5 protein-coding genes are annotated in these 6,587 nt (G+C 45.9%); 3 read left to right on the top strand and 2 right to left on the bottom strand.

Translation table 11 applies throughout. The annotated features are described in order from the left end of the window. Both B0181_RS11730 and B0181_RS11725 read left to right on the top strand, forming a co-directional pair. A partial coding sequence (locus tag B0181_RS11730) for an L-lactate permease (RefSeq protein ID WP_143821612.1) occupies positions 1–1,256 on the top strand: 1,256 nt, incomplete at its 5' end. Between the two features lie 400 nt (positions 1,257–1,656). Beyond that, the gene (locus B0181_RS11725; protein WP_078277663.1) at positions 1,657–2,865 is read left to right on the top strand and encodes an alpha-hydroxy acid oxidase; all 1,209 of its coding nucleotides are present in this window, start codon (positions 1,657–1,659) and stop codon (positions 2,863–2,865) included. A gap of 454 nt (positions 2,866–3,319) precedes the next feature. Here B0181_RS11725 and B0181_RS11720 read toward each other — a convergent pair whose 3' ends face one another. Both B0181_RS11720 and B0181_RS11715 read right to left on the bottom strand, forming a co-directional pair. Further along, positions 3,320–5,167: a peptidylprolyl isomerase gene (locus B0181_RS11720; RefSeq protein WP_078277662.1), complete on the bottom strand. Its 1,848-nt coding sequence runs from the start codon at positions 5,165–5,167 to the stop codon at positions 3,320–3,322. A gap of 291 nt (positions 5,168–5,458) precedes the next feature. Continuing rightward, positions 5,459–5,731 (bottom strand): HU family DNA-binding protein, encoded by a 273-nt coding sequence (locus B0181_RS11715; RefSeq protein ID WP_078277661.1) that lies wholly within the window; start codon positions 5,729–5,731, stop codon positions 5,459–5,461. Positions 5,732–6,192: 461 nt separating this feature from the next. Between B0181_RS11715 and B0181_RS11705 the strand changes: the two genes are divergently transcribed. Further along, positions 6,193–6,587, top strand: a 395-nt coding sequence (locus B0181_RS11705; protein ID WP_143821559.1) for an IS1595 family transposase, incomplete at its 3' end; no start/stop codon positions are given.

Here is a 6,587-nt window from a genome sequence, read left to right as displayed (position 1 = left end):
ACTCGGTTTTGAACATAGCCGACGTGGCTTCTGCCATTGCGCAATACGGGCTTGATTTGCCACAATACCTGCTGGTCATCACCGAGCGTGTGGGCTTTATTCATGCCACCGTGGGCGTGCTGATTCCGCTGATTTTGTGCGCATTCTTGACACGCTTTTTTGGCGAAAAACGCTCTTTTACCGAAGGTTTAAAAGCTGCGCCATTTGCCATTTTTGCAGGTCTGGCTTTTACCGTGCCGTACTATCTGACCGCACGCTTTGTCGGCCCTGAGCTGCCATCGCTGTTGGGTGCGGTTGTTGGTCTTGCGATTGTGATTACCGCTGCCAAGTACAATTTCCTAACGCCAAAAGAAACTTTTGATTTTGCGCCGCGCGATCGCTGGGAAGAAGACTGGAAAGGCACACTTGCACCAACCAACGTAGACACCAACGAAAAAGCCAAATACTCAGTATTGCACGCCTTTTCGCCATACTTGCTGGTGATTGGTATTTTGGTTGCCACACGCACCATCAAGCCACTAAAAGACTGGCTGAGCAATAATGCCGTCATCACTTTTTCAGAGATTTTCGGCACAAGCATCACCAACAAAACGCAGCTGCTATACTCACCGGGTACGGTGCTGCTATTGGTGTCAATCCTGTGTATTTTCATCTTTGGCATGAAAGGCGATACGGTGAAAAAAAGCTGGAAAGATTCTGGCATCACCATGCTGGCTGCCGCGCCTGCCCTGCTGTTTTCTATCCCGATGGTGCAAGTGTTCATCAACTCTGGCACATCGCCTGACGCTGCTGTACAAATTCTTGCCATGCCAAAAGTGCTGGCAGCAGGTGCAGCGAACGCCTTTGGTGATGTGTGGCCAGTGTTTGCGCCGTGGATTGGTGCGTTGGGTGCGTTCATCGCAGGCTCAAACACCGTATCAAACATGATGTTTAGCCATTTTCAATGGAGTACCGCTACCCAAATCGGTCTTGATGGCATGATGGCATCAAACGTGGTGGCGCTACAAGCCGTGGGCGGTGCAGCGGGTAATATGATCAGCGTGCATAACGTGGTCGCTGCCTGTGCGGTCGTGGGCATGGTGAACCGTGAAGGTCTAATCATTCGTAAGACCTTGATTGCCATGACTTACTACGCCATTCAAGCAGGTCTGATTGGTCTTGCGGTGATTTTCTCACCAACTTGGTGGATTGGCGCAATCGTCTGGCCGCTGGTATTCTTTGGCGTGATGAGCATGACAGGCGGTAAAAAAGCCTAAACTTGCGCTTTAATTTGTGCTTTTTATAACGCCTTTATGGTCAAAACGAGCTTGCTAACATCAGCAGGCTCGTTTTTTATTGGCATTTGTATGACAATTTAGATAATATGACAGATTTTATTAAAATTTCATTACCGTTTTTTGGCAAAACCTTGTAAAATATACGCCATGATTGTAAGTCTAAATTTTGATGAATTTGCTTAATTTACGGCAAATTCACCGCATAAAAATCGTGATTTTATTGGATAGATGATTTTAATCAACTTAAAAAGTTTCACTTAAAATTTTAACCCATCAAATTATCCTTTTGGCGTTTTGACTTGCAAATGATTTTAAACGTTAAGCTAAGCACTTAAACCAAACACCTAAAATTTTAAACACTCAACTTTAAGGCAGTATTATGGCTGATTTAAGCAAAATTACCGAAATTGAAGACCTGCGCCGCATTGCTGAGCGCAAAGTGCCGCGTATGTTTTATGACTATGTGGATTCAGGCTCGTGGACACAAACCACCTACCGCAACAACGAAACCGACTTTGACCGCATCAAGCTGCGCCAGCGCGTGCTTGTGGACATGGAAGGCCGCTCGCTTGCCACCAAGATGATTGGTCAAGATGTGTCTATGCCTGTAGCAATCGCACCGACTGGCTTTACTGGCATGATGTGGGCGGACGGTGAAATTCACGCCGCTCGTGCCGCTGAGAAATTCGGCATTCCGTTTTCGCTGTCTACCATGAGTATTTGCTCGATTGAAGACGTGGCGGAAAACACCAGCAAGCCATTTTGGTTCCAGCTGTACGTCATGCGCGACAAAAAATTCATGGAAAATCTGATTCGCCGCGCCAAAGAAGCCAAATGCTCGGCGCTGATTTTGACGGCGGACTTGCAAGTGCTGGGACAACGCCACAAAGACATCAAAAACGGCTTGTCTGCACCACCAAAACCAACGCTAAAAAATATCCTAAACCTGATGACCAAGCCTGAATGGTGCTTTAATATGCTTGGCACCAAGCGCCACACCTTCCGTAACATCGTAGGTCATGCTGAAGGCGTGGGTGATTTATCAAGCCTATCATCATGGACGGCTGAGCAGTTTGACCCAAGCCTAAACTGGGACGACGTGGCACGCATCAAAGACTTATGGGGCGGCCCGCTGATTATTAAAGGCATCATGGAGCCAGAAGACGCAATTTTAGCAGCACGCTCTGGCGCAGACGCGATGGTCATCTCAAACCACGGCGGTCGTCAGCTGGACGGCGCACCAAGCTCTATCGCGGCTTTGTCTGACTGCGTGCAAGCTGCTCAAGCCGAAAACGCCAACTGCGAGCTATGGCTGGACAGCGGCATTCGCTCAGGTCAAGACGTGCTAAAAGCCATCGCCCTTGGTGCAAAAGGCACGATGATTGGTCGTTCGTTCTTGTACGGCTTGGGTGCGTATGGCGAAGATGGCGTACGCAAAGCCTTAGAAATCATCTACAAAGAATGCGACATCACTATGGCGTTCTGCGGCCACACCAATATCAACACCGTGAACGAAGACATCTTTGTCAAAGGCACTTACGAAAACCTAAAAGTTGCCGATCCGCACATCTCGCCTGTGCGCTGGTAATCGGTTGTCAAGCCATCAAAGCACTGCATTTTGCGGTGCTTTTTTGCTTGCGCTTGTTTTCGCCTGACTGGCTCTCGTAGAGATTTATAAGTTGGGTTGAGCAAGGCGAAAGCTCAACGCTCTTGGGAGAACATATTTTTAAAACCATCAGCTTATAAACTTAAATTAAATTTGTAAGCTGGGTTGAGCAAGGCGAAAACCCAACATTCTTGCAAAACACATTCTTGCAAAACACATTTCTCAACAAGAACATTTTTTAAAACCGCCAACTTATAGATCCAACCAGCAAACATCAAACCAACACGTTTAAAAGCAGCCATCAAATTGATTGAATTTTCACCCTGCCAAACCCACACACCAAACCCAATTTAATAAAACCCGCCCAACAAAAACCCAACCCAATAAAAAAGACAAGTCCGAAAACTTGTCTTTTTTATTTCATGCCAAAATCATCTTAGTGCGGCTGTGCATTGAGTGCCGATTCGTTGATGATTACTTCATTGGTATCACGCAGATACTGCACATAATCCATCAGTTGATCTTGACCGACATTATCACGAATCATGCGTGCTGCGCTCAGACGCTCAGCTGGATTTAGCTGGCTGCTGCTTTGCGATGCCACAGGCGCACCCACAATCACACTTGCGCCATCGTCCGTTGCCACCGCCCACACGTCATTACCTTCAGATTTATGCAAGAACAAGCTGGCACGCTCTTTTGGCGACAAAGACGTGCTGTGGCGTGTTACGATGCCAAAATTCGCCTTAGGTGTCATCAAACCTGCGCCTTGCTTAGCGGCAACTTCGGTGGCGGCAGACTTAGCAGCGCTCAAAGCAAGCTCGCTGGCTTTTTGTTTCGTAAGCAGCGCTTTGATTTGTGCGCTGGCTTCTTGTAGGCTTAAAGGCTTAGCAGCTTGATAATTGCTTGGCTGCACCCACACCGTCTTATCGTTTAGCGTAATATTGGCACTCACCGACTGATCTTCCACCGCAAACTCATCAAACGCCGCCGCAATCACCGCAGGCTGTGGTAATGCCGTGCTGTTATTGGTTTTTGGATATGCCTTAATGCTCTTTGGCTCAAGCTGCACTTGCTGGGCGATGTCCGTAATACCCATACCGTTTGCCGCCAAATCGTTGATTTTTACAATCACATCATTAAACGCCACTTGACGTTTATGCTCGATGGCGCGCTGAGTCAGCTCATCATTTAGGCTTGCTGCACTTGGCGCATCGCCTTGCTTGACCACTTTAAAAATTTGATAGCCAAAACTCGTCTGCACAGGCGCACTCACATCGCCCACACCAAGACTAGCCAAGGCTTGCGTAACTTTGCCCGCATCATCGCCAAACACCGCAGGATTAAATGCACCGATAAAACCGCCCTGCTCACCGCTTGGGTCATCTGACTGCTTGGCAAGCACTTCAAAGCTCTCACCTGCGTCAAGTTTTGCCTTGATGGCGTCTGCGCGGGCTTTTGCGTCATCGCCTGACAGCAAAATCTGCGCAAGCTCACGCCCATCGCTGATACCACGCTCACTCAGATAGCTTTGATATTGCGCTTGGATTTCTTCTGCGCTTGGCGCTTCCACTTTTAGCGTCTGTGGATTTAGCTCGATATACGCCAAATCCACCGTGTCAGGACGCACCAGTGTGTCTTGATTTTTTTGATAATAGCTGTCAATCTCGGCATCAGACACGCTCACTTGGTCGGCAAAATCCTGCCAAGCGTAGCGATGCACCCACACTTCTCGTGCTTCTAGCTGCAAATCCAGCAAGCGCTTCACTTGATTTTCTGGATAAATCACCGTACCCAGCACGCCTGCCGTCAGCTGACGCAGGCTCAGCTGCGTGCGAAAATCTTGAAACAGCATATCTTTGGTCAAGCCATTGTGCTGCAAATACTGCGCAAACAAATCATTGGAAAATTGCCCATTGCTTTGAAACGCTGGCTCTTGCTGCAAAAGGCGCGTGATGGCTTCATCTGACACCGTCATGCCCAAAAACTGCGTTTGATTTTGTAGCAGCGCACGGCTAATCATGCTTTGCAGCACTTCATCGCCCAGCGTACGCTCATCAATCAAACTTGCGTCCACCGTTTGCAAAAGGTTGCTGCGAGCGGTGTTCAGCTCCGCTTGATACGCCGAAACCGTAACCGACTGATCGCCCACCTTAATCAGCTCATTGGGACTGATGGACGTGCCAAACGTGCCTTGCACACCCAAAAACGCCATCGGCACAAGTGTACACACCAGCACCAGACGACCCGGCCAACTTTGCAAAAATTTGCGCATTTTTTCCATAAAAGATTCGCTTGTCTTTATCAAAAAATTAAATAGAAGTAAAACTTACCTAAATCGCCCTATTTTACGCTAATTTAGCGAATTTGACAAAAATTTTTACCATTTTGCCACATTTTTATCTTAATGCAGCCTTTTGCTGGCGCTTAACTTGTGATTAAGCTGATAAAAGCACAAGCCAACACCTAAAAACAAGCGCAAAGAAAAACACCACCTTTTAGCCTAATGGCATCAAAGATGGTGTTTTTAGCACAATGAATTTCAAAGCGCTTGAATTTTAAAAAGACGTAAAAATTAGTTTACTGCGTCTTTTAGACCTTTGCCTGCTTTGAAGCTAGGTACTTTGCTGGCAGCGATTTGTAGTGGCTCGCCAGTTTTTGGGTTACGGCCAGTGCGTGCAGCGCGCTCTTTTATGCTGAAAGTACCGAAGCCTACCAATACCACGTCATCGCCACGCTCAAGTGCGCCTTGTACGCTGTTTACAAATGCAGTTACTGCCTTGCTTGCTTGCTCTTTGGTTAGACCGGTTTCTTGAGCAATGCTATCAACCAATTCTGTCTTATTCATGGGAAATCCTCACAATAATAAAATTTGAACTTTTTGCCAAAGCCAAAAGCCCAAACCAAGAAATCTAAAAAAATATCGAGCGATTTTACAAACCGCTGTCTTGCTGTGCATTGTAAGAGTAAGAAAAAATTTTTACAAGCACAAAATGCAAAAAATTGTGTAATTTTTGCAAAAATTGCGGTTTTTATCCCTTTACGCCCCAAAAATCACACCTTTTGGCGCACAAACCACCGCAAATGTTTCTACTTTATATCAAGCCTTGCGAAAATTAGCAAGTATTTTTACATTATTTTGTGTAATTATCATAAAAAATCATTAAATTTGGCGACAAAAGGCACTTTCACCCCCACAAACCACCACAAAATCCACACACCAATCCAGCCAAACTCTCAAATAACAGCCTTCTTAAATCAAAAACAAAAGGGGCTGTACTAGAATAACAACCATGTTATACTAGTTTTATGAAGATAACCCATTGTAAACTAAGTAAAAAAGTTCAAAAAAGACTGCTTGAATTTTTTGTACTCGAAGTTACTGCTAGAAGTGCAGCTGATTTACTGGGTATTCACCCTAATTCAGCAGCCCTTTTTTACCACAAAATCCGCCTTGTGATAGAATACCACTTAGCTCTTGAAGCCAACACTGTTTTTGACGGTGAAGTAGAGCTTGATGAAAGTTACTTCGGCGGTATTCGTAAAGGCAAACGTGGTCGTGGTGCAGCTGGTAAAACTGCTGTATTTGGTTTATTAAAACGCAATGATAAAGTTTACACTGTTGTTGTTAAAGATACTAAGACAAATACACTAATGCCAATTATCACAAGTAAAATCAAGCCTGATAGCATTGTCTACACAGA

The sequence above is a fragment of the Moraxella caviae genome (assembly GCF_002014985.1).
GTDB classification, from domain to species: Bacteria; Pseudomonadota; Gammaproteobacteria; order Pseudomonadales; family Moraxellaceae; genus Moraxella; species Moraxella caviae.
Note: the sequence above shows the minus strand (reverse complement) of the source record. Positions and strands in the feature narration are given on the sequence as shown.